General features: G+C 30.4%; 19 protein-coding genes and 1 riboswitch. Of the genes, 11 read left to right on the top strand and 8 right to left on the bottom strand.

The annotated features are described in order from the left end of the window. Positions 1-114 precede the first annotated feature (114 nt). Positions 115-387, top strand: coding sequence for a hypothetical protein (locus KIB46_RS05415; protein WP_291671112.1), 273 nt, complete (start codon positions 115-117; stop codon positions 385-387). A 76-nt stretch (positions 388-463) separates the two neighbouring features. On the opposite strand, the gene KIB46_RS05420 is transcribed toward KIB46_RS05415, so the two are convergent. Then, complete coding sequence (locus KIB46_RS05420) at positions 464-1,819, bottom strand: PLP-dependent aminotransferase family protein (RefSeq protein WP_291671113.1); 1,356 nt, start codon at positions 1,817-1,819, stop codon at positions 464-466. Between the two features lie 163 nt (positions 1,820-1,982). Between KIB46_RS05420 and KIB46_RS05425 the strand changes: the two genes are divergently transcribed. The 5 genes from KIB46_RS05425 (at position 1,983) to KIB46_RS05445 (ending at position 8,594) form a co-directional block, all read left to right on the top strand. After that, positions 1,983-3,287, top strand: a complete 1,305-nt coding sequence (locus tag KIB46_RS05425) for a 6-phospho-beta-glucosidase (RefSeq protein WP_291671114.1) — start codon at positions 1,983-1,985, stop codon at positions 3,285-3,287. A 51-nt stretch (positions 3,288-3,338) separates the two neighbouring features. Next, a complete protein-coding gene (locus KIB46_RS05430) occupies positions 3,339-4,667 on the top strand; it encodes a PTS transporter subunit EIIC (RefSeq protein ID WP_291671115.1) in 1,329 nt (442 codons plus the stop codon). 69 nt (positions 4,668-4,736) lie between these two features. Then, on the top strand, positions 4,737-5,630 hold the full coding sequence (locus tag KIB46_RS05435) for an ROK family protein (protein ID WP_156561354.1): 894 nt from the start codon (positions 4,737-4,739) through the stop codon (positions 5,628-5,630). Then, entirely contained in the window at positions 5,627-6,364 is a 738-nt protein-coding gene (gene chbG / locus KIB46_RS05440) for a chitin disaccharide deacetylase (RefSeq protein WP_156561355.1), read from the top strand. Before KIB46_RS05435 ends, chbG begins: the two co-directional genes overlap by 4 nt. Positions 6,365-6,569: 205 nt before the next feature. Then, the gene (locus tag KIB46_RS05445) at positions 6,570-8,594 is read left to right on the top strand and encodes an SH3 domain-containing protein (protein WP_291671116.1); all 2,025 of its coding nucleotides are present in this window, start codon (positions 6,570-6,572) and stop codon (positions 8,592-8,594) included. An 89-nt stretch (positions 8,595-8,683) separates the two neighbouring features. Here the strand turns inward: KIB46_RS05445 and KIB46_RS05450 are convergent, their stop codons facing one another. The 3 genes from KIB46_RS05450 to agaV are packed head-to-tail and all read right to left on the bottom strand — an operon-like array spanning position 8,684 to position 10,815. Continuing rightward, a complete protein-coding gene (locus KIB46_RS05450; protein WP_156561390.1) occupies positions 8,684-9,511 on the bottom strand; it encodes a PTS system mannose/fructose/sorbose family transporter subunit IID in 828 nt (275 codons plus the stop codon). After that, positions 9,501-10,316 carry a PTS sugar transporter subunit IIC gene (locus tag KIB46_RS05455; protein ID WP_156561357.1) on the bottom strand — a complete coding sequence of 272 codons (816 nt, stop codon included), beginning with the start codon at positions 10,314-10,316 and terminating at the stop codon, positions 9,501-9,503. Before KIB46_RS05455 ends, KIB46_RS05450 begins: the two co-directional genes overlap by 11 nt. Positions 10,317-10,338: 22 nt before the next feature. Beyond that, positions 10,339-10,815 carry a PTS N-acetylgalactosamine transporter subunit IIB gene (agaV, locus tag KIB46_RS05460; RefSeq protein ID WP_156561358.1) on the bottom strand — a complete coding sequence of 159 codons (477 nt, stop codon included), beginning with the start codon at positions 10,813-10,815 and terminating at the stop codon, positions 10,339-10,341. 349 nt (positions 10,816-11,164) lie between these two features. Between agaV and KIB46_RS05465 the strand changes: the two genes are divergently transcribed. Further along, entirely contained in the window at positions 11,165-12,331 is a 1,167-nt protein-coding gene (locus tag KIB46_RS05465) for a helix-turn-helix transcriptional regulator (protein ID WP_156561359.1), read from the top strand. Between the two features lie 124 nt (positions 12,332-12,455). On the opposite strand, the gene yajC is transcribed toward KIB46_RS05465, so the two are convergent. From yajC to KIB46_RS05480, 3 genes are read right to left on the bottom strand one after another with little or no spacing between them, the layout of a single operon-like run. Further along, the gene (gene yajC / locus KIB46_RS05470) at positions 12,456-12,734 is read right to left on the bottom strand and encodes a preprotein translocase subunit YajC (RefSeq protein ID WP_049180104.1); all 279 of its coding nucleotides are present in this window, start codon (positions 12,732-12,734) and stop codon (positions 12,456-12,458) included. Between the two features lie 2 nt (positions 12,735-12,736). After that, entirely contained in the window at positions 12,737-13,168 is a 432-nt protein-coding gene (gene agaF, locus KIB46_RS05475; protein ID WP_156561360.1) for a PTS galactosamine/N-acetylgalactosamine transporter subunit IIA, read from the bottom strand. Positions 13,169-13,214: 46 nt separating this feature from the next. Further along, the gene (locus KIB46_RS05480; RefSeq protein ID WP_291671117.1) at positions 13,215-14,393 is read right to left on the bottom strand and encodes an SIS domain-containing protein; all 1,179 of its coding nucleotides are present in this window, start codon (positions 14,391-14,393) and stop codon (positions 13,215-13,217) included. 171 nt (positions 14,394-14,564) lie between these two features. On the opposite strand from KIB46_RS05480, the gene nagA reads away from it, so the two are divergent. The 3 genes from nagA to fba are packed head-to-tail and all read left to right on the top strand — an operon-like array spanning position 14,565 to position 17,099. Continuing rightward, positions 14,565-15,704, top strand: coding sequence for an N-acetylglucosamine-6-phosphate deacetylase (nagA, locus tag KIB46_RS05485; protein ID WP_156561362.1), 1,140 nt, complete (start codon positions 14,565-14,567; stop codon positions 15,702-15,704). Further along, positions 15,704-16,228: a hypothetical protein gene (locus tag KIB46_RS05490; protein WP_291671118.1), complete on the top strand. Its 525-nt coding sequence runs from the start codon at positions 15,704-15,706 to the stop codon at positions 16,226-16,228. The genes nagA and KIB46_RS05490 overlap by 1 nt, the downstream gene beginning before the upstream one ends. A 19-nt stretch (positions 16,229-16,247) precedes the next feature. Then, positions 16,248-17,099, top strand: coding sequence for a class II fructose-1,6-bisphosphate aldolase (gene fba, locus KIB46_RS05495; protein WP_156561364.1), 852 nt, complete (start codon positions 16,248-16,250; stop codon positions 17,097-17,099). A 246-nt stretch (positions 17,100-17,345) separates the two neighbouring features. On the opposite strand, the gene KIB46_RS05500 is transcribed toward fba, so the two are convergent. Then, positions 17,346-17,621: a hypothetical protein gene (locus KIB46_RS05500; RefSeq protein WP_291671119.1), complete on the bottom strand. Its 276-nt coding sequence runs from the start codon at positions 17,619-17,621 to the stop codon at positions 17,346-17,348. A gap of 152 nt (positions 17,622-17,773) precedes the next feature. Beyond that, a riboswitch (cyclic di-GMP riboswitch) is annotated at positions 17,774-17,857 on the top strand. 156 nt (positions 17,858-18,013) lie between these two features. On the opposite strand from KIB46_RS05500, the gene KIB46_RS05505 reads away from it, so the two are divergent. Continuing rightward, positions 18,014-25,372: an NPCBM/NEW2 domain-containing protein gene (locus KIB46_RS05505; RefSeq protein ID WP_291671120.1), complete on the top strand. Its 7,359-nt coding sequence runs from the start codon at positions 18,014-18,016 to the stop codon at positions 25,370-25,372. The last annotated feature ends 61 nt before the right edge of the window (positions 25,373-25,433 follow it).

The raw sequence follows: 25,433 nt of genomic DNA on the forward strand, positions 1-25,433 counted from the left end.
ATGTGTTTAAGTACAAATAATATCTAAAGGTTATTCGTAAAATAGGAAAAAAGGAGCTGTCGCTAACGGATTTTATTCCGCTAATGCGACAGCTCCTTAATTTGTTAAAAAACTATGTTTTTTATAATGCAGTACTATTTTAAAAATCTTACGTTAGAAAGCCACTTACTTTTTTGTGAAAGTAATCTTGCTACTTCTAATGCTTCCTCACGCTTTTCTGCTGTACCACTTATAAGAAGTCCATTTTCACTTGGCCACGTTTGTGAATCTGACTTTACTGGAGTATTTACTCCAATTAAAAGTTTATCAAAATTGGATGTTGATATTAAAAATCCTAAAGAATTTGTATTTGAAGGATTATCCTTATCTACATATATTGTGAAATAAAAAAGTAGAAGTAGCTAGAAAAACACAGATATACTTTGTGAGATAGAGATGATATATAATGAAAAAACCACTAATTTTATGAGTGGTTTTGATTTGCAATGTTTAAAACTTCTTCATATATTATATTTAACGCTGTTTCTAATCTAGTCTTATTAATTCTTGCAACGCTAATTCTTATACTATTATCAAAGTTAGTAGAGTCATAAAAACTTTCTATATTTGATTTGATATATACATTTCTATTACGAAGATTTTCTATTAGTTTATTACAATTTATTTTAGGTGAAAGTTTTAGTGTAGAGTAATATCCTGAGTTTGCTCCAATAAGCTTAATTAATTCCGAGTCCCATTTCTTTGTGATTTTTCTTATTAATTTTAGTTTGTTATTAACTGTAGTTGATATGGCAAGTGTATGTTTATCATAAAGTGAACTTTTAATATAACTTTCTAAGGTCGCTTGAGAAACAAGAGATGGCATATAGTATGAGTAATAGTACGAGTAGCCTATTCCCTCATTATAAGCATCAATTAATTCATCAGGAATAATTGCAACACCTATTCTTATGTATGGAATACATTTTGTATAGCTTTTTAAATAAATGCAATTTTTAAAGTTAGAGTAATAGTAAATTGGAGAATATCTTGAAAGATTACAGGAATCTGCAAAATAGTCATCTTCTACTATAAATACGTTATACTTATGTGCTAAATTAATTATAGACTGTACTTGTTTATTACTATAGTACGTTCCTAGAGGATTATGATTTCTAGGAGCTGTATAGAAAAATTTTATTTTATCATTCTTAAAAATTTGTTCAAGTTCATTTAAGTTAATTCCAGTTTCAGTTCTTTTTATAGTTTTTACCTTTTTGTTTTCAAGCTTTAAATATCTAACAAAAAAAGAATAGGATGGTTCTTCGATAAGAATTGTATCATTACCATTTGGAAAAGGCATTTGAGAAAGTACGGTTAGAACTTGTAGTATTCCCTGAGCAAGATAAATATTTTTTGTATCACAGTAAACATGTTGCTTTGCAAGATGCTCCGGAAGAATTTCACCTAAAGATGGAGAACCAGCAAGACTAAGTTCTAATGAACTATTACTATACAATTCGATTGCAGTATTTAAACAATGCTTTATTTCTTGTATTGGAGTTGAATTAATTGTTGGATTACCTGAAGAAAGATCATATATAGATGAGTTTTCATCACCTTCTCTTATCATACTATCAACAACATAAAATCCACTTTGAGGAAAAGAATAAACAAGATGTTCTTTACAAAGGGAATCATATGCTTTAATAATTGTTCCTTTACTACAATTATATTTTTTACAAAGGGAGTTAATTGAGGGCAGTTTTCCTCCACTAGGAACTTTATTTTCTATAATTAATTTTTTTATATCTTTAGCTATTTTTATATAAAGATTCATTGTCGCCTCCAGAAAAAAGTACTTAAAATCATTATATATATAAAGTATGAAAATGTATACAGTTCTATGCAACTATACTAGTACAGTTGTACTTTCATATCATTGAAAACCTTTTATTTATGTCTTATCATAACAAATATAAGATGGAAAAAAGGAGGGAAATATGGATAAGTTAAAAGTTGTTACAATAGGTGGGGGATCAAGTTATACTCCTGAATTAGTAGAAGGTTTTATAAAAAGATATAGTGAATTTCCTTTAACTGAACTTTGGTTAGTTGATATAGAAGAAGGAAAAGAAAAACTTGAAATAGTTAGTAATTTAGCAAGACGTATGGTAGCTAAGGCTGGATTATCAATAAAGATATATGACACTCTTGATAGAAGAGAAGCACTTAAGGATGCAGATTTTGTTACAACTCAATTAAGAGTAGGAACAATGAAAGCAAGAATAAAGGACGAAAGAATTCCTTTATCTCATGGAGTAATTGGACAAGAAACAAATGGTGCAGGTGGATTATTCAAAGCCTTAAGAACTATACCAGTAATTTTAGATATTATAAGGGATGTTGAAGAACTTTGTCCAAGTGCATGGATAATAAATTTTACAAATCCAGCAGGAATAATTACAGAGGCGGTTTTAAACTATACAAGTTTTAATAGATTCTTAGGATTATGTAATGTCCCTATAAATATGAAGTTTGGAGTTGCAGAGTTGTTAAAAGTAGAAAGAGATAGGGTTGAGGTTGACTTTGCTGGCTTAAATCATATGGTTTACGGATTAAAGGCGAAGTTAGACGGAGTAGATGTTACTGAAGAAGTGGTTGAAAGATTAGCAGAGTCTTCAATGACAATGCAAAACATAAAAGACCTTCCATTTAATGCTGATTTTATACGAGCTTTAGGAATAATTCCTTGCCCATATCATAAGTACTACTATAAGACAAAGGATATGTTAGAAAGTGAGTTAGAAGAGTTTAAAGAAGGTAAGGTTAGAGGCCAAGTTGTAGAAGCATTAGAAGCTGACTTGTTTGAGTTATATAAAGATGAAACATTAGATGTAAAACCACCTCAATTAGAACAAAGAGGAGGAGCATATTACAGTGATGCAGCATGTAATTTAATTAGCTCAATATATAATGACAAGCATGACATTCAAGTTGTTAATACAAGAAATAATGGTACTATAAAGAATTTTAAAGATAATAATGCAATTGAAGTAAGTTGTGTAATAACTAAAGATGGTGCAAGGCCAATGTCAGTTGGATATTTACCAGAGGGGATAAGTGGACTAGTTTCACAAATTAAAGATTTTGAAGTATTAGCTGCTAGAGCAGCAGTTAATTCAAGCTACAGAGATGCATTAAAAGCTCTTTGTATAAATCCATTAATACCTTCAGATGATCTTGCAAAGGTAATCTTGGATGAAATGTTGGAAGCTCATAAGGAGCATTTAGGGGACTTTAAATAGTTATTAGACACGAATGTGTTTGATTAAATAAATAAGAAAGAGGGGATGGAAATGAACACTTTACTAAACAAATTTTCTAGTTGGTTGGAAAAGGCAATTCTACCTGTTGCCGAAGTATTAGGTCGTCAAAGACACTTAGGAGCTTTAAGAGACGGTATTATTACTCTTATGCCAGTTACTATGGTAGGAGCTATTGTTGTATTATTAAAAGACGTTATTTTGACAGCGGATTCTTTAGCGGGAACAAAGCTAAATAGTATTACTTTTTATGCTGAAGTCATTCAACCAGTATTAGATAAGACTATACTTCCTGTTCTTAATCAAATGTGGTGGGGGACATTAGCACTAGGTATTATTTTTACTGTTTTTACTATTTCATATAATTTGGCAGGGTTCTATAATGTGGATAAATTATCTGCAGGTGTAATAGCTACAGTATCTTATCTTATTTTAACGCCACAAGCAGTTGAAGGAGCACCATGGGGGACACTTTCCTGGACATATTTTAACTCAGAAGCTATGTTTACTGGTATTATAGTTGCATTTTTATCTACAGAAATCTTTAGATGGGTAGTACAAAAGGGGTGGACATTTAAGATGCCACCACAAGTTCCACCAGCAGTTTCTAAAGCATTCTCAGCTATAATTCCAGCGGCAGTTGTATTTACTGTATTTGGTATAATATCTGCAATATTCTTAGTTGGAGTGGGTACACCAGTTAAGGAGTTTATAAATCAAACTATACAAAGACCATTAACAAGCTTAGGACAATCTCCAGTTACAATAATTCTTTTAACATTAATATCACAAGTTTTGTGGTTCTTTGGATTACATGGTTCAAACATTGTAGGACCAGTATTAGATACATTATATAGCCCAGCGTTACAAGCTAACTCAGAAGCTATTTTAATTCATAATACAGAGCCAATTCATGCAATTACAAGAAATATAATAGATATATATGGAATGCATGGTGGATCAGGTTCAACTTTAGGATTAGTAATTGCTTTAATGATCTTTTCAAAGAGACAGGAGCATAAAGAATTAACTAAGTTAGTTTTAGCGCCATCAGTATTCCAAATTAACGAACCAGTTATTTATGGATTACCTATAGTGTTAGATCCGATTTTCTGTATACCATTCATATTAGTACCAACTATATCAGTATTTGTTGGTTGGTTCTTTACGGCCATTGTACCTATAGCAGGATATGTTTATATAGCGCAACCATGGGTTACTCCTCCAGTTATTAGTGCATTTGTAGCTACAGGAGGAAGCATTGGAGCAACAGCAATAGCAGCATGTACATTTATATTTGCAATAATTGCTTATGCACCATTCGTAATGTTAGCTAATAAACAAAGAGTAGAAGAGCAATAAAAATTAAAATTACAGTCTATCTAGATTTTATAGGTAGACTGTAAATTGATTTATAAAAGGAGTAGAAATATGGGAAGATACCTAGGAATTGATATTGGTGGAACAGAAATAAAGTATGGAATTTTTGATGAAAATGGTAATGAGTTCATAGAAGAGAGTGGTTCAGTAAAAAGTGTTAGGGATGATTTAAATAAAATAATTGATATATTATCGAGAATAATAAAAGATGCTAAAGAAATTGATGGGGTAGGTATTAGTATTCCAGGTGGAGTCGATAATGAAAATGGAGTTATTATTGAAGGTGGAGCAATACCTGTTTTAGCAGGAGTTGATCTTATTGGAATACTTAATGAAAAAACAGGATTTAATGTTGCTATTGAGAATGATGCCAATTGTGTTGTACTAGCAGAAAAGTGGATAGGTAACGGAAAAGATTGTTCAAGTTTTGTATGTATGACAATAGGGACTGGAATTGGTGGAGGAATGTTTATAAATAATAAAATCCATGTGGGAAAAAACTTTTTTGCCGGAGAATTTGGGTATATAATAATAGAGGAATTTGAAGATTATAATAATATACCTACATTAAGTTTTTCTTCTGCTACAGAACCTTTATTAAAACAAGTAGCTTTAGCTAAGAGAATGAAATTTGAAGATATAAATGGTTTGAAAGTATTTGAAATGATAGAGAATGGGGATGAAGTTGTAATAGAGGCTTATAGAAAATGGCTAAGAAAACTTTGTATAGGAATAAATAATATTGGATTTTCAATTGATCCAGAAAAATTCTTAATAGGTGGAGGAGTAAGTGGTGCTTCAAGACTTATACCTGATATTAAAGAAGAGTTAAGAAAAATTAATCCATATACAGAAAGTTGGAATATAGAAACATGTAAGCACTTTAATTCATCAGGAAAAATAGGAGCTGTATATAATTATTTAGTTAGGAATGATTTAGTATGAGGTTAATAGTAAATGCTGATGATTTTGGTATATCAAAAGCAATTAATTTAGGGATTATTGAAGCGTATAATGAGGGAATTGTAAAATCTACTACTTTAATGTGCAACATGGAAGCTGTAGATCATGCAATTGAATTAGCAAATGAAAATCCAGGGATAGGGGTTGGAATACACTTCGTTTTAACTACTGGAAAACCATTAGCTCAAGGAGTAGAGTCATTAGTGGATGAAGAAGGGAACTTTCTAAAGAGTGAAGGAATTGAAGAAAAAGCAAAAAAAGATGATATAAGAAAAGAACTAGAGTGTCAGTTTAATAAGTTTTTATCTTATGGAATAAGGCCAACACATATAGATACTCATCATCATGTTCATAGAATAAAGAAAGTTTTTGAAGTGGTTAAAGAAATTGCTATTAAAAATAATTTGCCTGTTAGATTAATGGGGGAAACTTATGATAGCATGTATGAAGGAATAAAATCTACAAGTAAGTTTAGTGAATCATTTTATGAAAAAGAAATGGTTACTGAAGATAACTTAATTAGATTACTAGAAGAATATAAAGATTTTGAAACAGTTGAGATTATGTCTCATCCAGGATATTTGGATCAAAATATATTAAATAGAACTTCATACTCACTAGAAAGAACTATTGAGTTAGAAACATTAGTAAGTAGAAAAGTAAAAGAATATATTAAGGAAAACAATATAGAATTAATAAGTTTTAGTCAATTATAGATAGGAGTATGCAAATACTCCTGTTTTTTTACCCTTTAGGAAATTATATCCATTATTAAATTGTGGATAACTTCAACAATTTAGCGATATATTAGTTTATTTATTCCTAAAGAATAAAAAATAAAAAAAAATTAATGTAAATTGGTATGAATTAAAGTATAATTGAAGGTAATAAGGATTATTTTGTCAAGGAAGGCGTTTAAATATGGAAAAGAGAAGAGTTTTGAAGTTTGTTGCAGCAGCATCTGCTGTTACAGGTGGTGTTACTTTAACAGGAAATGTTGTAAGTGCATCACCATTACCAAGTGATAACAATACTAATGGACAAACTATTTCAAGTAATCAAAGAAGTATAGAAAAAGGGCAAGTAAATAGTGATGTTACTTTAAACTTAAGAGTTAGGTCTGATGCAAGTACATCATCATCTATTTTAGGGTACTTAAAGGCAGGAGATACTTTTGAGATAATAGGAGAAAAGGGAAATTGGTACAAGATTAACTTTAATGGAAAGAGTGGATATGTATCAAAGGATTACACTCATAAAGTATCTAATTCTAATAATACTACAGCCGTATCTAAGGGGAAAGCAGTAAATTTAGGGAATTCTACTTTAAGAATAAGACAATCAGCAAGCACATCTTCTGCTATTTTAGGAAGTCTTAAAGAGGGGGAAACATTTGATATAATAGCTAAAAGTGGAGAATGGTATAATATTAAAACAGCAGGAATAGTTGGATTTGTCCATGGAGATTATGTACAAGTTATAGAAAATAATACACCAACTACACCAACAAATCCATCACCTGGAGTAACAGTTACAAAAGGAAAAGTTTATGGAGTAGAAGGAAGTAACTTAAGAGTTAGAACAGCACCAAGCCTAAGTGCATCTACTTTTGGTTATCTTCTAAATGGAGAAGAGGTTGAAATAACTGGAGAAAGTGGAAATTGGTATGCTATTAAGTATAAAGGTGAAACCGGTTATTGTGCTAAGGATTATGTAAAGAAGATTGGTAATAGCACATCAGACAATAATTCAAATGGTTCTAATAGTACAACACCAAACACACAAACTACTTTTAAAGGTGAAGTGATAAATGCAGATGCTGGATTAAGAGTAAGAGCAGGAGCATCAACTAGTTCATCAATACTAGGACATATTTATACTGGTGATAAAGTGGATGTTATAGGTGAAAGTGGAAGTTGGTATAAAATAAATTATAATGGCAAAGAAGCTTACGTAAGTAAGGATTACATAAAGAAGGTTACAGATAGTAATTCAAATAATAACAACAATAACAACAGTGGTTCCCAAGTTACATCTAAAAAGGGACAAGTAATAAATGCAAGTGCTGGATTAAGAGTAAGATCAGAAGCAAATACTAATTCTTCAATACTTGGATACCTTTATACAGGAGATAAAGTAGATATAACAGGTGAAAGTGGAAACTGGTATAAGATAAATTACAACGGAAAGACAGCTTACGTAAGTAAGGAATATGTTAAAGAAATTAGCGAAGGCAATTCTAATTCTGGTGGAAGCGATTCAGCAGTAATCGAAAATAAAAGAGGTAAAGTTTATAATACTGGAGGGGCAGGCTTAACTGTAAGAACTGAAGCTACTTCAAGTTCTTTAGCGTTAGGATATCTACTTGAAGGTCAAGTTGTTGAGATAACTGGAACATCAGGAGATTGGTATAAAATTATCTTTAATGGTAAGCGTGGATATGTGAGCTCAAAATATATAAAGATAGTTAAAGATTTAACTGATGAAGAAAGCAATTCAATCTTTGAAAAGGCTTTTGCTGCTATGAAGGCTCAACTAGGTAGTCCATATGTATGGGGAGGCTCAGGGGAGTATTTAACAACAGCATCATTAAACTCTTTAAAAGCAAAATTCCCAAATGAGACTGCCAAGGGGTGGTATGTAAGAGCTGAAAGATACGTAGATAAGGGTTATAGATCATTTGACTGTTCAGGTCTTATGCAATGGGGATTTAGACAAGCTGGTGTTGTAATAGGAAGAACTACTTGGGCTCAAATAGGTGAAGGAAGAGAAGTATCTTTGAGTGAAATAAAGCCAGGAGATTTACTTTTCTATTCAGGCTTAGATCACGTTGGTATGTATATAGGAGATGGTAAGTGGATAGAATCTCCGAACATAAATGCTGATGTAAGAATAGTTGATGTTCCATGGAGTAGAGTAACAAGAGCAAGAAGAATAATTGAATAATAAAATTTAAATAAGAATTTAAAATCTTATATAAATCAAAAGGAAGTTGTATTATTTACAACTTCCTTTTTAAATCTAAATTGTTTGTATTAAACAGCGAATATTCCGAAGAATCCTCCAACGATACCAATTAAAAGTAGAAGACCTATACAAGCAACAGGGCTCCATTTTCTCTTTTTAATTAAGTAGTATAGCATTAGTGTTAATCCTAATGGAATTATTTTTGGTAATACACCATCTAATATACTTTGGATAACGATTGGTTTATCACCATTTGCTATTTCTATTGCTAATGATGTAGCACCATAGTTAGAAGTTAAAGCACCAACTATAAATACACCTAGCATAGAAGCAGAACGAGTAAATTCTTTAGCGTTTTGAGTTAATATATCAATTGCCTTAGAACCTAAGTTGTAAGACCAATGCATTAACCAATACCTGGCTATAAATTGAACTACGTTAAATATTAATAAGAATAGTATAGGACCAGCTAAAGATCCACCTATTGCCATATTAGCAGTAATACCAGCTGTAATTGGAACTAGTGTATACCAGAAGATAGCATCTCCAATACCACCTAAAGGTCCCATTGCAGCAACACGGACAGCACGAATAGTAGCTGTATCAGCCTTTTGTTGCTCTAATGATAATATAATACCCATAACGAAAGTAACTAAGAATGGGTGAGTATTAAAGAAATCTAAATTATGTGTCATTGACTTAGAAAGGTCATCTTTATTAGTATGGATTTTCTCTAATCCAGGTAATATACCATATAACCATCCAGCAGCTTGCATTCTTTCGTAGTTGAATGAAGCTTGCAAGAATAATGAACGCCAAACCATCTTATTAAGCGTTTTCTTATCAAGCTTTGGAGCAGGAGTCAAATCTTTATATAATGTGTTATTAGATTCCATCTTCGTCATCGCCTCCTCTTACAGATATTTCACCAGCAATAGATTTAATTTTTACATTAGTTTGGAAGTCATAAACAGCTACAGCTATACCAATAAATGCGATTAGTAATAATGCTGAACCAGATAATGATTCTATGCTACCTATGATAGTTGCAAGTGCAAATCCACCAAAGTAAATTCCCCATAGGTCTTTAGATAACATGATACGTAAAAGAATAGCAAATCCAACGTAACGCATCATTCCACCAGCAGCACTAAGTCCATCCATGAACCAAGAGTATTTATCTGATAAGTTTGATAATGTAGTACCTAATGCACTACCGCCTAATAAACCAGCTACAACTACAACTGCAAAGAATAATCCTAATGCAGCCATTGCAAGGTAGTTTAATCTTTCAAGACCCTTTGTATCAGCGTTTTCAGCATATTTATCTGCTTTTGACATTAATGGTGACATTAATGTGAATACGAAAGTAACACAATATTGTCCTATTAAAGAGAATGGAACAGCTAGTCCAACAGCGGCAGCTGGTTCTAACCTAGATGAAATGGCAAATATAACAGCCATTATTCCTCCGATAACTGCATTTGGTGGTTGAGCACCTCCAACTGGCATGTTACCTATTGTCATTAATTGATAAGTACCACCTACAATAAGTCCTGTTTGTAAATCTCCAAGTATTGCACCGATAACAGCACCAGATACAATTGGTTGATATAATGATTCCAAGAAGTTGAATTGGTCAATACCTGCTATAAAAGCAAATACTGCAACCAGAAGAATTTGTACAACATTAAAATCCATATGACATTCTCCTTTCTAAAATTTATTTAAATATCTTTTCGATATTTTCTGAGTTTTCAGTAGGAACTCTTCTAATTTCAAGCTCTACTCCTAATTCTTTTAATTTTCTAAACGCTTCTACGTCTTTGTCATCTACAGCAACAGATCCTGCAACTTGTCTCTTTCCTTGAGCCATATGCATATTACCAATGTTAACTTTTTTTATTGGAACTCCACCTTCAACTAAAGTTAAAACATCAGAAGGAGTTTCGCATACAATAAAAATAAGTTGTTTAGCACTAGCTTTATGGATTGTGCTTATTGTTTTTTCTAGTGTCCAGTAACGAGTTGCAGCATAGGCTGGAGCAGCCATATCCATTAACCCTTGTCTAAGCTTGTCCCCAGCTACAACATCATTGGCTACTAAAATTAAATTTGCTCCAATAGAACTACACCATTGTGTTGCAACTTGTCCGTGAATTAATCTGTTATCGATTCTTGTTAAAATAATATTTGGCATCCTTTCACCTCCCTTGAGTAGTTTGTAAAAAGTTATCTACTCTTTGATAATAATTATAGGAGAAAGATTAAAAGGAATCTTTACACTTTTTGGTATATATTTTATTTTTTTTAGTAACGTTTACAAATGTGGTGTTTGGAAGTGTAATATTATAAAAGTGTATGAAAATTTGAAAAAATTATATTTTGTAATAAAATGGAGTGTGTTAACATAAGAATGAATAGTTAAAAATATTAAGTTTGTAGTTTTTAGGAATACGCTGGTAAGAAAAATTTAAAACTTATGTTGGGGAAGTATGGGAATTTATTAAAGGATATTGTAGATATATTTAATAGAGAGGTGATTTATTATGTATAATAAAACATCAAGTCCTCAATTTAGAAAGTACGGTTCTATTTATGATGAGACTAAAAACTTACAAAGTGATGATTTAATACGAAAAAAGATTGTGACAAGTGATAGGGTAATTTCTAGCTTATATAATTTTTCTGAACCAGTATATATTGAAGTAATAGAGGGAATAGCATCAATATTAATAAGTGATTCAAGTAATGGGGAATTTAAGCTTTTTGCAATTCATAGAAATTTGGAAATAAAAGCGAATATGTTTTTTAACATAATTCCTTTAACAGAACAAACTACATTTAACTTGGTAATACATTCTAACTACAATCTTAATATTGAGTTTTTAAATCCACCATATGTTTATAATAGGATTTTATCAACAATAAATATTCCTGAAATTATAGCTTATTATTATACTATTAAGAGTCCAAATTATAAGTTTAAGGGGGAGAGTCATAATGTATATGAGCTTACATTTGTTGATAATGGTATATTAGATACATCAATTGATAATGTGGATTATACTTTGAATCCCTATGATTTAATAATTTATGGTAAGAACCAATTTCATACACAAACAGTAAATAAGGATTCATCATGTTCTTATTTAACTGTTATGTTTAATATGGAATGTGAAGATGATAGTTTAATTTGCAATAAAGTTTTTCATTGTAGAAAGGAGCTTTACAAAGCTATAAGAGTTTTTTCAAAAAATATATCATCTACCATACCATATTCAGAAAATTTAATTTTAAGTAATTTTCATGAGATAATTATTAGGTTATTCCAATATGATTATTTAGGAGAAGAACAGTCCAAGCTACCTACAGAGGTACAACAGCATTTTCAAGATGAATTATTAGAAGGAATAGTAGATTATATTAACAAGATGGTTTGTGAGCCAATCACAGTAGAGGAACTTTGTAGCAAGTTTTCAGTATCAAGATCGTCCTTGCAAACCTTGTTTAAAAATAATTTAGATACATCTCCTAAAAAATATATTAATGATTTAAAATTATCAAAGAGTAAACAATTAATAAAAGAAAATAAATATACTATTAGTGAAATAGCATTTATGCTGGGGTTTAATTCAATACATTATTTTTCTAGAGCTTTTACACAACATTATGAAATGAGTCCTAGTGAATATGCACAAAAAGTGTTTAAATAGTATGTAAAGTTACTTATACCTCAATAATAAAAAATAAAATTACATGTGTTTGTTTTTTTGCTTACATGATTTGCAAAAGCTAGAAGACGTTAAAAAAATCGACGACTTTACAGTCGTCGATTTTTTATACAGTACCTTGAATTGCATATCTAGATACTGTTATTATTACATTTTTAGCAACTTCAACTTCAACAGTTTCTTTTCCTACTCTAACTAATTTTCCGTAAACCCCACCACAGAACATTACCTTCATTCCAGGCTTTAAATCTACATGAAGATCATTAAGTTCTGAACGTCTTTTCTTTACATTTTTTGCTGATATAAAGAATAGTATTAGGGCAGCAATACCAGCTAATACAGCAATAGTTATACAGGTCCAAGCAACAACTTCCCAGTTTATCATTACTAAATCCCACCTTCGCAATCAATATCTTCATGAACTATAAACTCAAATTTTACAACCCCAGATTTACCAACTTCTAGAGCTGTTTCGGATAAAGAAGATAAGTCATCTATAATATCTTTTGTCATAGAAATTTCAAGAGCCATAGGTAGGTTTGTCCCACCTACTACTTCCATTGGCTTTTCTATTTTTGTTTTTAGTTCAACTAAAGTTTTAAATGGTGAACCTCCAGCCAAATCACTAAGAGCTAGAATGCTATCACAGTTATCTAAATTTTTTAAAGCGTTACAGTACTTTTCCATTAAACTTTCAGTTGAATCTGTTTCTATAAAATCAACATATTCCGTGTTTGAAGTCTCGCCAGCTATTAATTTTAATGATGTACGAAGGCCAGATGCAAAATTTCCATGACCACTAATTATTAATCCTACCATAAAATCCTCTCCTATACTAAATTATACTTTAGTTTATATCCATATACTAAATGCAAGTATATGGATATAAAGTAACACCTTTAACTACACGATTTACTTCTCCTGATGGACAAGGGTTGTCTGGAGTTAATCCAATAGATAAAGATTTTAATACTGCTAATGTTTGAGCAAATGTAATATAAGCTAATCCTAGTTCAGCATTATTTATATTGGATTTAATATTGTAAGGAATTATGTAATCAGCTAAGAAAGCTAATTCATCAGAAGGTTTGTTAGATACTATAACTAGCTCATTATTCTTTCTTTGATTACTTATTTCTTTTATTAAATCTAATTCATATTTATAAGTATGTTTATCATCACTTACATATACAACTGTTAATGTAGAATCATTGATTATTGATTTTGGTCCATGTCTAAAACCCAATGGAGTATCGAATACTGCAACTGTTTTTCCAGCAGTTAATTCAAGCATCTTTAATGATGATTCTTGAGATATACCTTTTAAGGTATTGCTTCCTAAGTAAACTATCCTTTCAAAGTTGTATTCATCTACTATTTTTTTAGCTACGTCATATCCACTATTTAAGAAATTTTCAACAGATGAACAGATATCATTGATTACTGTTGTTTTTTCGCTTAACTTATCAATATTAAAACAAAGATATGCAGCCAAATACATATTTGAAAAACTTGATGTCATAGCAAAGGATTGATCATGTGTTTCATCAGTAAGATTTATTGCATAGCAATTATCTAGTTCTTTTGCCATTTTTGATAGGGCACCATTTTTATTACAAGTAATAAATAAGTTATAAAGGTTTTTACAAACAGCACTAGCAGCTTGTACTGCACCTATAGACTCTGGTGAATTACCTGAACGCCCAAAGCTTATTAATAAAGTTGGTTTATCTTTTGATAAATAATTTTCTGGTGATGCAACTATGTCAGTTGTTCCATAAGATTTTACTTTATAATTTAGTTCCTTATTTAAATAAGGATACAATGAATTTCCAATAAATTCGCTGGTACCTGCACCAGTTAATATAACATCGAAGTCATCACATTTTATAACTTGATCTATAAAAGCTTTTATTGAGTCTTTACTTTCTGTAATTTGAGATAATGTTTTTTTCCATGTCGTAGGTTGTTGATAAATTTCTTTTAATGTATTAGTTGAAGAAGTTTGGTTCATTTCTTCTTCTGTGATATTGAAAATGTTCATATACATCCCCCTTTTTATTTTGAATATAGAGTTATTAATTTTAATTATAGTTGAGAGTTTTTTTTATACAATGCAAGTGCTGAAAGATATAATATGTATGCTAAAAAGTGCAAATATTCAAGGAATAAACCTAGGTATAATAAAGATAAAGTGGGATAAGGAGGGAATAGGATGTTAATACAAAGTAAAAGGGTTTGGATAGCAGATCAATTTATTCCAGCCCAAATTGAAATTGATGATAATAAAATAACGGATATTTATAAGTACAATGAAAAAACTGGAGCTCTTGATTATGGAAATAAAAGAATTCTTCCTGGGTTTATAGATATCCATTGTCATGGGGCATATGGATTTGATACTAATGATGCTAATGCTCAAGGACTTAGAAAGTGGACAAAAGGAATAGTAAATGAAGGGGTAACTTCCATACTACCTACAACAATAACCCAAAGTAAAGAGGTTCTTACTAATGCTTTAGCTAATGTGGCAAAAGTTGTAGAAGAGGGGTATGAAGGTGCAGAAATATTAGGAATACATTTTGAGGGACCATACCTTGATATGGAATATAAGGGGGCTCAACCCAAGGAGTATATTACTAAGCCTACAATTAAGGAGTTTCAATATTATCAAAAGGTAGCAAAAGGATTAATAAAATATGTAACTTTAGCTCCAGAAGTAGATGATGAACATGAATTAACAGAGTACTTATTTAAAAATGGAGTTGTAGTTAGTATGGGGCATTCAGCAGCTACATATGAAGATGCAATAATGGGATTTGCACATGGTGTAAGATCTCAAACACATGTATATAACGGAATGACTCCATTTAATCATAGAAAAAATGGACTGGTTGGAGCAGCCTATAGAGTTAAGGGAATGTATGGAGAAGTAATTTGTGATGGAAACCATTCAACTGTAGCAGCATTATATAATTTCTTTAATGCTAAGGGGCCAGATTACGGAATTATGATTACTGATGCTTTAATGGCAAAAGGGTTTGAGCCAGGTACTAAGTTTATATTTGGTGGAAATGAAATTGAAATATATGAGGATGGTAGTGCTCATTTGGTTGAAACAAAGGGGCTAGCTGGCTCAACATTAAGAATGAATGAAGGTCTTAGAATATTAGTTGAAGAGGCTATGGTTCCTTTTAATTATGCTATTAATGCATGCACAATTAATCCTGCAAAATGTTTAAAGATAGATATGCATAAGGGAAGAATTGGTGTTGGGTATGATAGTGATCTAGTGGTACTTAATGATGATTACTCAGTACATCAAACATATTGTCTTGGAAAGGTGATGTTGTAATGAGAAAGAACACATCTAGTTTAGCTGGTCCTAATATTTATTTAGATAGATATGGAAATGCTGTTTATTACAACATTTTTAATAAGAGAGCCTATCTTATAGATAAGGGTAGCGAACAAAAATTTAGGTTGATTTACTATAGATATTCGCTAATTGTTATTGTTCTTGTTTTATTAGGAGATTATTTTAAGTCATTAGAAAATACTCTTTTAGTAGGTATTGGAGCAGTAGTATTAAGCGAGATATATTTCAGAGGCTACTTTCTTAATAAGTTAAAGATTGTAAAAAACTTTAATAAAGAAAATAAGACTTCTAAGTTATATCAAATAATAAATAGCAAAGAAAAAGATAAGGCAGTTATGAAGGCATGTGCATATGTGCTTTTTGGAATTCTTATTGTTATAAATGCAATACAACAAAATTTCAATTTTATATTTATAGCTTTAAGTGCAGTAGTTGCGATATATAGTTTGTATTCAGCAGTAATTAATATGATTGCTTTTTCAAAGATGAAGAAGTTATAGGTTTGGAAGGAGATTTATTATGGAATTAACTACAACAAAAAAGATTTTAAAAGAGGCTCAAGATGGACATTATGCAATAGGAGCATTTAATGTTGAAAATATGGAAATGGTAATGGCAGTTATTAGTGCAGCTGAGGAAATGAATGCTCCAGTTATTATGCAAACTACTCCATCTACAGTAAAGTATGCAGGACTTGATTATTTCTTAGCAAATGTTAAGGTGGCAGCTAGCAAAGCAAAGGTACCAGTAGTTATGCATCTAGATCATGGATCAAGCTTTGAATTAGCTTCACAAGCTTATAGAGCAGGATATACTTCTATTATGATAGATGGATCTCATAGTGATTTTGAGAGTAACATAGAAATATCTAAATTAGTTGTAGATATGTGCAAACCTTCAGGTATAGCAGTTGAAGCTGAGCTTGGTAAAGTTGGAGGAAAAGAAGATGACTTAGATGGTGGTGATGGTGATGCATATACAGACCCACTTCAAGCTAAGGAATTTGTTGAAAGAACAGGTGTTGATTCACTAGCAGTTGCAATAGGTACTGCTCATGGAATGTATAAGGGTGAACCTCACCTAGATTTAGATAGATTATCTGAAATAAGAAAAGTTGTATCAGTTCCACTTGTATTACATGGTGGTTCTGGAATTCCAGATGAAAAGGTACAAGAATCTATTAGAAGAGGAATTTGTAAGGTTAATTATGCAACAGAGCTTAGAATAGCTTTTACAAATGGAGTTAATAAGTATCTTGCAGAAAAACCTGATACAATAGACCCTAAAAAGTATAATAAGGCTGGAATGGAAGAAGTTAAGGAATTTGTAAAAGAAAAAATAAAAGTATGTGGATGTGAGAATAAAGCATAGAAAGATATTAATTAAGCCTCTAATAATAATTTATATATTTTCATTATAGGTTATTAGGACAAACTTATTAGAAAGAATTAAGGAAAGAAATTCATTTGCGATTTCTTTCCTTTTGTTTTGCTTACGTACGGTTTTATTTATATTAATTATGAGTTGGATTTTACATTTTCATTAATAAGCTTCATAAAATTATTTGGAGTTACAATTCTAACCTTAGGATTTTGGTTTAATTTATTAATCACATCATTAACCCCATATATTTGTTTTATATAAGGCTTCATCATCTAGTATAAGAACATAATTTTGATCCACCTTTTTCATATATTCACTTAGTATATTTATATAACTATCTAATTTAGTTATAGGAAATTTACTAGGATACATATATACGTTACCAGATGGTGAGGTTACAAAGTTATCAAAATATTTAGAGGAACTTGCACTCTCATAGTACTTATGGAAAACTGTAGGTGCTAAGTAATAAAGTGATTTTGATGTTATAGCATAATCCCTTAAGGCCATAGTTTGTAGTCACGCTCAGAATTACTAAGTATATAAATTTGTTCACTATATTTATTAGGATTAGTTACTTAGAGAAGAGATATTCATCAGTAAAAAAATACTAAAATTTGTTGAGTTTCTTTTGAAATAATGGTAATATTCATTTGTAATTAAAATTGAATAGGCAAATTTAGGGAAACCTAAAGACGCAAAGCTATAGGGACTAAGGTTAATAACTATGTCAGCCAGTTGCCAAAGAGTACATTATACTTTTTGTTTCTAAGATTAATTAGTATCAATGCTTTTATTTGTTATGCAAGAATACTTATTTATGAGGATAATATAGAGCTACTCTTTTAGAGTAGCTTTTTTTAATGTACTTCTGAGGAGGATAATAATCAGGAGGGGAACAAATGAATAAGAGAAAAATTGCAGCCATAATGGCCGCAGCAGTAATCCTTAATTTCTCAGCGCCGTCAATACAAGTTTTAGCTGATGAAATATCAAGTAATTTAACTTTAACGGAAGGAATTCAAGCTACGAAAGCAACCATTAGTAAATTTGAATTACTAAATAGTAGTAATATAGCTGCTTATGATAAGGTATTCAAAATGGACAACTCAAATATTGAGTCTATAACTACTAATGGAGGTGACTATAATAGTGCATCTACTGCTGATAAAGCTATAGATGGGGATTTTAATACTCATTGGGAAACAAGAAAGCAGAATAGTTCTGATTTTACAAATGAAGTAGTATTTAAGTTTAAAGAATTAACAGATTTAAGCAGAATAGTGTATGCAGCAAGACAATCTTCAGCTAAAGGTAAGGGGTTTGCTAAAGAGGTTGAAATCTATGGATCAATTACGGATGAAGAGAATGATTTCAGATTAATAAGTAGTGGTGAATACACAGGTTCTACCGGAGATGTAGTAGAAATTAGATTTAACAAAACAACATTTAAAAGAATAAAATTTGTATTTAAAGAAGCTGATAAAAATTGGGCTTCAGCATCAGAATTTATGTTCTATAAGGAAGATAAATTAAGTGATAAAATGAAGACTTTATTTACTGATGATACAATGAGTAAAGTTAGTAAAGAATTTAATACAGTAGAAAAGCTAGAAGCGTTAGAAAATGAAGTTAAAGAGCATCCGCTTTGTGAAGAATTTAAAGAATATATAGAAAATGCTAAAATACTTTTACAAGAAAATAAAATTGAGGCAACAACAGCAATTACAAGAAGATTTGAAGATTATTCTAACGACGAATATTCAAATTTATTCAAGATGAATACTAGCAATATAAAAGGAATCAAAAATAACGGAAGACATTATTCTTCACAAGTAATAACAAATGCTATAGACGATAATTTAGATACTTATTGGGAAACAAACACATATAATACAAATAATTTTACAAACGAGGTTGAGGTAGAATTTAAGGAAGCTGTAGAATTAAATAGAATAGTATATGGAGCAAGAAAATCTGATAATAAGGGATTTGCTAAGGAATTTGAAATATATGGTGCCACAACATCTGCAGGAGAGACATATCAACTTGTAGCAACTGGTAAGCATGATAAGGTATCTGGATTGGTAGAAGCAAAGTTTAATCCAACTAAGTTTAGAAGAGTTAAATTTAAGTTTAAAAATTCAGATCAAAATTGGGCTACATTATCAGAAATAGCATTTTACAAAGAAGATGAAATTGCTGATAAGGTTGAAAGGTTATTTACTAATGAATTAAAGAATGAATTATCAGCAGAGTTTAATACTAAGGAAAAATTACAGGCTTTAGAAGAGGAAACTAAAACTCATCCTTTATATGATAGATTTAAAGAAAGTTTAGAAAATGCTAAGGAATTATTAAACCAACAAAAGATAGAACCTACAAAAGCAATCACTAAAAAGTTTGACCATTATTCTGATGAGGAATATTCAAGCTTATTTAAAATGGATAATAATAATATAAAAGGAATCAAAAATAATGGAAGGCATTATTCTTCACAAGTAATAACAAATGCTATAGACGATAATTTAGATACCTATTGGGAAACAAACACATATAATACAAATAATTTTACAAACGAGGTTGAGGTAGAATTTAATGAAGCTGTAGAATTAAATAGAATAGTATATGGAGCAAGAAAATCTGATAATAAGGGATTTGCTAAGGAATTTGAGATATATGGTTCTACGACATCTGAAGGGGAAACATATCAACTTGTAGCAACTGGTAAGCATGACAAAGTATCTGGATTAGTAGAAGCAAAGTTTAATCCAACTAAGTTTAAAAGAGTTAAATTTAAGTTTAAAAATTCAGATCAGAATTGGGCTACATTATCAGAAATAGCATTTTACAAAGAAGATGAAATTGCTGATAAGGTTGAAAGCTTATTTACTAATGGATTAATGAATGAACTATCGGAAGATTTTAATACTGAAGAAAAATTACAGGCTTTAAAAGATACAGTTAAGGGACATCCTTTAGAGGATTCATTTAAAGAATCATTTGAATTAGCTAATAAAGTACTTAGTGGTGAAATAGAAACTGTAAAAATTATTACTGCAGAACAACATGGGGATATGGTAAAACATGCTAATGGTAATTTAAAATTTGGTTTTGGTAATAACAATCAACCAACAGGAATATCTGCAAAGCCAGGAGATAGAATAACTGTTTATGTAGATGCAGATCCAACACAGCCACTGCCAAAATTAGCATTCTCTCAACAAGAAGGTAGTTATGCTAACTGGATGAAAACTGTGAGTTTAGTACCAGGTAAGAATGTAATAACTGTTCCTGAAGTACCAAAGGATAGCGCATATGCATATGATGTAACTAAAGGTGGAGCAGTATATATAGTAAATCCATATACCAGCGAAGAGCAATCTAAAGCTCCAGTTATAAGATTTGCTTCAGGTGATAAGTTCCCATTTGCTACAAAGGATACCAATGTAGAAGAATTCAAAGAGTTCTTAATAGAGTATAAGAAAGCAATAGACGAAGATATAGAAAAAAATCCTAATGTTCTAGACAGAGAGGTTCTAGATGTATTTGAGTTTGTAAGTGATCATATAGTTTGGACAGGGACTGCAACAGGAGCATATAAGGCCTATATAGAACAAGGTGTAAATCCTTTAGATACAATAGAATCTTATAATATTCATATGAAAGAAATATTTAGATACTATGGTTTAGATGGAAGTAGTGAAAAAAATGATCCAAAGTATATAAGAGAAAATGTTAGATTAGCACAACCATTTGGATATATGTATGCAGGTGCTGGACATATAGGAGTGCAAAGGGATGTAATGGCAAATCACTTAATTCCATTTGAAGAGAGGGGGCCATCTTGGGGATTAACTCATGAAATAGGTCATAAAATGGATGTAAATATAAGATTATATGGAGAGGTTACAAATAATATGTTACCTATGCATATGTCTGTATTTTACAATAAAATAGATAATAGAATACCATATGAATCTCATACTTATAAAAATGTATTAAGAGAAAATACCAATAAATATATGGAATATGGATATTTTGAGAAGTTAGCTGTATTTTGGCAGTTAGAAATGTATAAACCAGGTTATTGGGCTAATTTAAATAAGTTATATAGGGAAAGAAATGTTAGTTTAGGAAATGAAAATACTAATAATGTTAAAATGCAATATTTAATTAAATTTTCATCAGAAGTAGTAGGAGAAGATTTAAGCGAATATTTTTCTAGACATGGATTTGAAGTTAATGAAGAAACTAAAAAGGAAACTAGCAAATATCAAAAACCAGATAAGAAGATATGGTACTTAAATAACAGCAAGGTTAATTATGAAGGAAATGGATTTACTAAAGATACTAATTTAGATGTTTCACTTAATAGATTAGAAAATGGAATTAAGCTAATATTTAATGTGGCTGATGAGGTTAAATCAGATTTACTAGGATATGAAATATTTAGAGATGGTGAGTTAATAGGATTTACTTCTAGTAATTCCTTTGTAGATATTAATGCAGATAAAACTAAGAATTCTAAGTATGAAGTTATACCTTATGATCTTAACTTAGGAACTGGTGAAGTTATTGAAATTTATTCATTTACACCAAGTATGAGCATTAAAAATGATAAGATAACTTTAGGATTAAGAGAAGAATTTAATCCTATGGATTATATAAAAGCATTAGATCATGAAGGCAATGATATAATTTCTAATGTTGAAGTTACGAACAATGTAGATACAAGCCAAAAAGGTGTATATCAAGTTAAGTATAAAATAAGTGATGAAGGCATTGTAGTAGAAAAAGTTGTAGACGTTGAAGTAGTAAGCATATGTGATTATGCATCAGATTTACAAGAAGTATCTTCAAGGGTTGGGGATGGTATACTACGTAAGGATAAATCTGTTATGGGTGGAACTATTACATTCTTAAAGGATGGAAGTGAATTTACTTACAGTAAAGGTATAGGAGCTCATGCAAATTCTGAAGTAGTTTATAATATTGAAAATAAAGGCTATGAGTATTTTGAAAGCTATATAGGTGTGGATCAATGGTCAAAAAATACTGCAGCCTCAGTTACTTTTGAAGTATGGGTAGATGGAGAGAAGAAGTTTGATAGTAAAGTATTTAAACATGATACAGATTCAGGCTATGTAAGAGTTAATGTAAGTGGAGCTAAGGAAGTAAAACTTATAACGACCGATGCTAAAATTAGCGGAAATTTATATGACCATTCTATATGGGCAGATGCTAAGTTTATTACAAACAATGCAAAACCTGTTATAAATGCAGAGGATAAGATTTATAAGCTAGATGAAGAAGTTGATTTTAAGGCTGGTATTACAGCTACTGATGTTGAAGATGGTGATTTAACATCTAATATAGAAATAATATCAAATTCCTATGAGGAAGGTAAGGTTGGAAGATTCCAGGTTGTTTATAGTGTAACAGATAGTAATAATAATACTACAGAAAAGAAATCTTATATTACAGTATATGAAGACTATAAAGTAGTTAAATCAAAATATGGACAGTTTGATAATTTAGATAAATATAATGAAGAATTCAAAGTCCCAGTGTCTTCAGTAACTAACAATGGTGGAAAATACTTTAGTAGTGTTATAGAAAATGCAATTGATAATAATATAAAGTCACATTGGGAAACTAATAAACCAAACAGCGACACATTCCAAAATGAAGTTGTATTTGATTTAGGAGAAAGCAAAGAAATAAATAGAATTGCCTATGCTGCTAGAAGAGATGCTGGTGGAAAGGGGTTTGCTAGAAAGTTTGAAATATATGTTTCAAATGATGCAGAAGGAAATGACTTTGTTTTAGCTGGAAAAGGTGAATATAGTGGAAGTAACACTGATGTTGTAGAATTTAAAATATCTAAAACTACTGCAAGAAGAGTTAAATTTAAATTTATAGAAGCTTATAATGGTATGGCAAGTTTAGGGGAAATTTCATTCTATAAAGTAGATGAATTAGCTGATAAGATTGATAATTTATTTACTGACAACACTAAAACAGAAGTTTCTGATAGCTATAATACATTAGAGAAGGTGCAAGCTTTAAGAGAAGAGGTTAAAAATCATCCGGCAGCTAACTTATTTGAAGAATGTTTAGTCAAGGCTGAAGAAATAATAAGAGCTAAGTTCCCAACGTTAACTGTAGAAGGTGTAACTTATGTTAAACTAAATAGTGATTTTGATTTAACTTTAGGGGTTACTGCAAATGACCAAGAGGATGGCGATATAACTGGAAATATTAAAGTTAATAGTAATAACTTTAATATAGCTAAATCAGGAGAATACATTATAACTTATAGCGTTATAGATAGTGATAATAATACTACAACTAAAGATAGAAAGGTTATAGTTTATAGTGATAGTATTTATATATCTGATATGGAATGGGAGTCAGCAGTATCAGGATGGAAGAGTGTAAATAAAGATTCAGCAGTTAATTCAAGTAACAAAATAAAACTTAAGGTTAATGGTGAAATAAGAGAGTTTGATAAAGGTATAGGAGCTGCAACAAATGCAGAAATAGTATATAAACTAGATGGAAATTATAGCAATTTCACAACATATATAGGTACTGATAAAAACTACGATCTTAATCAAACTACTATAATATTTAAAATATTTGCAGATGGAGAAGAAGTTTATACTTCTGATGTAATAAGAAAAGATAGTGAAGCAGAGTTTATAAATCTAGATGTTACAGGAGTACAAGAACTTAAATTGGTAGCAGATAATGTAGATGGTAATGGTGTTGGAGATTTTGCTTCATGGGCAGATACTAAATTATATACTACAAATGCAAAACCTAGATTAACTATTCCAAAATCATTATCAACTAAGCTTGGAGAAGAAATAGATTTAAATGAAGAATATAGTGCAATAGATGCTGAGGATGGAGAGATAACTGAAAAAGTTGAAGTAAGTGGTAAAGTTAATTTCAACAAAACAGGAAAGTATCCAATAACTTATAAAGTAATTGATAGCGATGGTAATGAAGTAGTTAAAACTAGAACTATATCAGTAGTTGATATGAATGATTATAACTACTTAACAGATTATGATTGGAAATCTACTCAAAATAGTTATGCTGTTCCTAAAAAGGATATATCAACAAGTGCTAAAGCTTTAAGATTAACAGATAAAGATGGTAATGTAGTATCATTTGAAAGAGGAATAGGAGCTCATGCAACTTCAACAATAATATACGACTTAACTGACAAAGACTATGCATACTTCAGCTCATATGTTGGGGTAGATAGAGAAATGTATAATACAGTAGGATCAGTTTCATTCCAAGTATATGTAGATGGAGAGAAGAAATTCGATAGTGAGTTAATGTCTTCAAGAGATGCTATGAAGTATTTAGAAGTTGATATAGCTGGAGCTAAAGAATTAAAACTTGTGGTAACTGATGGTGGAAATGGAATTGGATCAGATCATGCTACATGGGGAGATGCTAAACTTCATTTTGCAAAAGATGTACAAGGTAATTATGAAGATTTAGAATCATTAGTGAAGGAAGCTAAGAAGTTTGTGAAGGATGATTATACTGAAGAATCATTTAAAAAATTTGAAGAAGCTTTAATTAAAGCTGAGGAGATGTTAGCTGATAAAGTAAGTACTCAAGAGGATATAAACTTAATGATTACGGAATTAAATGAGGTTGTATCTAAGTTAGAGAAAAGAGTAGACTTAAATGAGATTATAACTATTAAAGATAGGGCTTTAAAAGATAGTATCAAGAGAGAACTTAATTTATCAAGTGATAATATAACTATTGGTGATATGTATAAATTAACAAACTTATCAGCATCAGGTGAGTGGATAACAAGTTTAGAAGGCTTACAATATGCTAAAAATTTAGAGGAATTAGACATATCATATAACGAAGTTAAGGATTTATCACCACTTAAAAATCTTAAAAAATTAACTAATTTAAATGGAAATCCTCAGATAATAACAGAGGGGATGCTTTATGCAAAAAATAATATAGTAAGTTTAGATTATAAGGTTTTAAACAGAAATGGTGAGAGATTAAAGCCAAGAGAAATAATTATAAGAAGTAATAAAACTTTTGAAGTTGTTAATTTAACTTTAGAAGAATTAATAGATGAAAATGGAGTTATTTCTTTTGATATTTCAAACCTTGATAAGGCTGTTTATAGCGTGTATCTAGTATACGAAGATAAAGAAGATAATTTCTTATCTCAATCACTTTATATGTTTAATGTAGAATAGTAAATATACAATCACACTTAGGTTATATAAGTGGGATTAGAGTTAATATATGAATTAAAAA

It is taken from the genome of Clostridium sp., from assembly GCF_018372875.1.
Classification (GTDB): Bacteria; Bacillota; Clostridia; order Clostridiales; family Clostridiaceae; genus Clostridium.

Bases quoted from the DNA above. Each gene is read 5' to 3' on its own strand.
- KIB46_RS05420 (WP_291671113.1), bottom strand. From the start codon at position 1,819: ATGAATCTTTATATAAAAATAGCTAAAGATATAAAAAAATTAATTATA.
- KIB46_RS05505 (WP_291671120.1), top strand. From the start codon at position 18,014: ATGAATAAGAGAAAAATTGCAGCCATAATGGCCGCAGCAGTAATCCTT.
- KIB46_RS05425 (WP_291671114.1), top strand. From the start codon at position 1,983: ATGGATAAGTTAAAAGTTGTTACAATAGGTGGGGGATCAAGTTATACT.
- KIB46_RS05415 (WP_291671112.1), top strand. From the start codon at position 115: ATGTTTTTTATAATGCAGTACTATTTTAAAAATCTTACGTTAGAAAGC.
- nagA (WP_156561362.1), top strand. From the start codon at position 14,565: ATGTTAATACAAAGTAAAAGGGTTTGGATAGCAGATCAATTTATTCCA.
- fba (WP_156561364.1), top strand. From the start codon at position 16,248: ATGGAATTAACTACAACAAAAAAGATTTTAAAAGAGGCTCAAGATGGA.
- agaF (WP_156561360.1), bottom strand. From the start codon at position 13,168: ATGGTAGGATTAATAATTAGTGGTCATGGAAATTTTGCATCTGGCCTT.
- KIB46_RS05500 (WP_291671119.1), bottom strand. From the start codon at position 17,621: ATGGCCTTAAGGGATTATGCTATAACATCAAAATCACTTTATTACTTA.
- KIB46_RS05490 (WP_291671118.1), top strand. From the start codon at position 15,704: ATGAGAAAGAACACATCTAGTTTAGCTGGTCCTAATATTTATTTAGAT.
- KIB46_RS05435 (WP_156561354.1), top strand. From the start codon at position 4,737: ATGGGAAGATACCTAGGAATTGATATTGGTGGAACAGAAATAAAGTAT.
- KIB46_RS05445 (WP_291671116.1), top strand. From the start codon at position 6,570: ATGGAAAAGAGAAGAGTTTTGAAGTTTGTTGCAGCAGCATCTGCTGTT.
- KIB46_RS05455 (WP_156561357.1), bottom strand. From the start codon at position 10,316: ATGGATTTTAATGTTGTACAAATTCTTCTGGTTGCAGTATTTGCTTTT.
- KIB46_RS05480 (WP_291671117.1), bottom strand. From the start codon at position 14,393: ATGAACATTTTCAATATCACAGAAGAAGAAATGAACCAAACTTCTTCA.
- KIB46_RS05465 (WP_156561359.1), top strand. From the start codon at position 11,165: ATGTATAATAAAACATCAAGTCCTCAATTTAGAAAGTACGGTTCTATT.
- yajC (WP_049180104.1), bottom strand. From the start codon at position 12,734: ATGATAAACTGGGAAGTTGTTGCTTGGACCTGTATAACTATTGCTGTA.
- chbG (WP_156561355.1), top strand. From the start codon at position 5,627: ATGAGGTTAATAGTAAATGCTGATGATTTTGGTATATCAAAAGCAATT.
- agaV (WP_156561358.1), bottom strand. From the start codon at position 10,815: ATGCCAAATATTATTTTAACAAGAATCGATAACAGATTAATTCACGGA.
- KIB46_RS05430 (WP_291671115.1), top strand. From the start codon at position 3,339: ATGAACACTTTACTAAACAAATTTTCTAGTTGGTTGGAAAAGGCAATT.
- KIB46_RS05450 (WP_156561390.1), bottom strand. From the start codon at position 9,511: ATGGAATCTAATAACACATTATATAAAGATTTGACTCCTGCTCCAAAG.